Annotated in this window: 1 protein-coding gene; it reads left to right on the plus strand. The window is 36.5% G+C overall.

What is annotated here, in order from left to right; translation table 11 throughout:
• Window positions 1-131: 131 nt before the first annotated feature.
• Window positions 132-373, plus strand: a 242-nt coding sequence (locus ACE41H_RS25220; RefSeq protein WP_375358319.1) for a DUF3238 domain-containing protein, incomplete at its 3' end; no start/stop codon positions are given.

Genomic DNA, 373 nt, shown 5'->3' on the forward strand with positions numbered 1-373 from the left:
CTTCTATTCGGTTTACAGTTTTATATAACATTCGTCAAAAACTTACACGACAAGTTTTTTGCAACAGTCAAGTTAATGATATAAAATGCACTCTTGTAGCATCTCTTACAAAAGGAAGAGACTCAGACTACATGATGTTTAACTTCTATTCTCGAATTAAAGACCCTCAGGTAAAACCAGTTGCTGCTTATATTGATTATGATTTTAATATTGACATTACTAAAAAAGGGGATATCACAGTTCAAGGCAGACACGATGAGTTCCCTGCAATGGAAATTTACGCAAGGGTTGACGGAGGCACGTGGCAAAATATTTATCTTTATGATCCATATGAACATGGTAAGGGGCCACTAGATTTACTTGGTGGTGCGGT

It is taken from the genome of Paenibacillus enshidis, assembly GCF_042136365.1.
Taxonomy (GTDB): domain Bacteria; phylum Bacillota; class Bacilli; order Paenibacillales; family Paenibacillaceae; genus Paenibacillus; species Paenibacillus enshidis.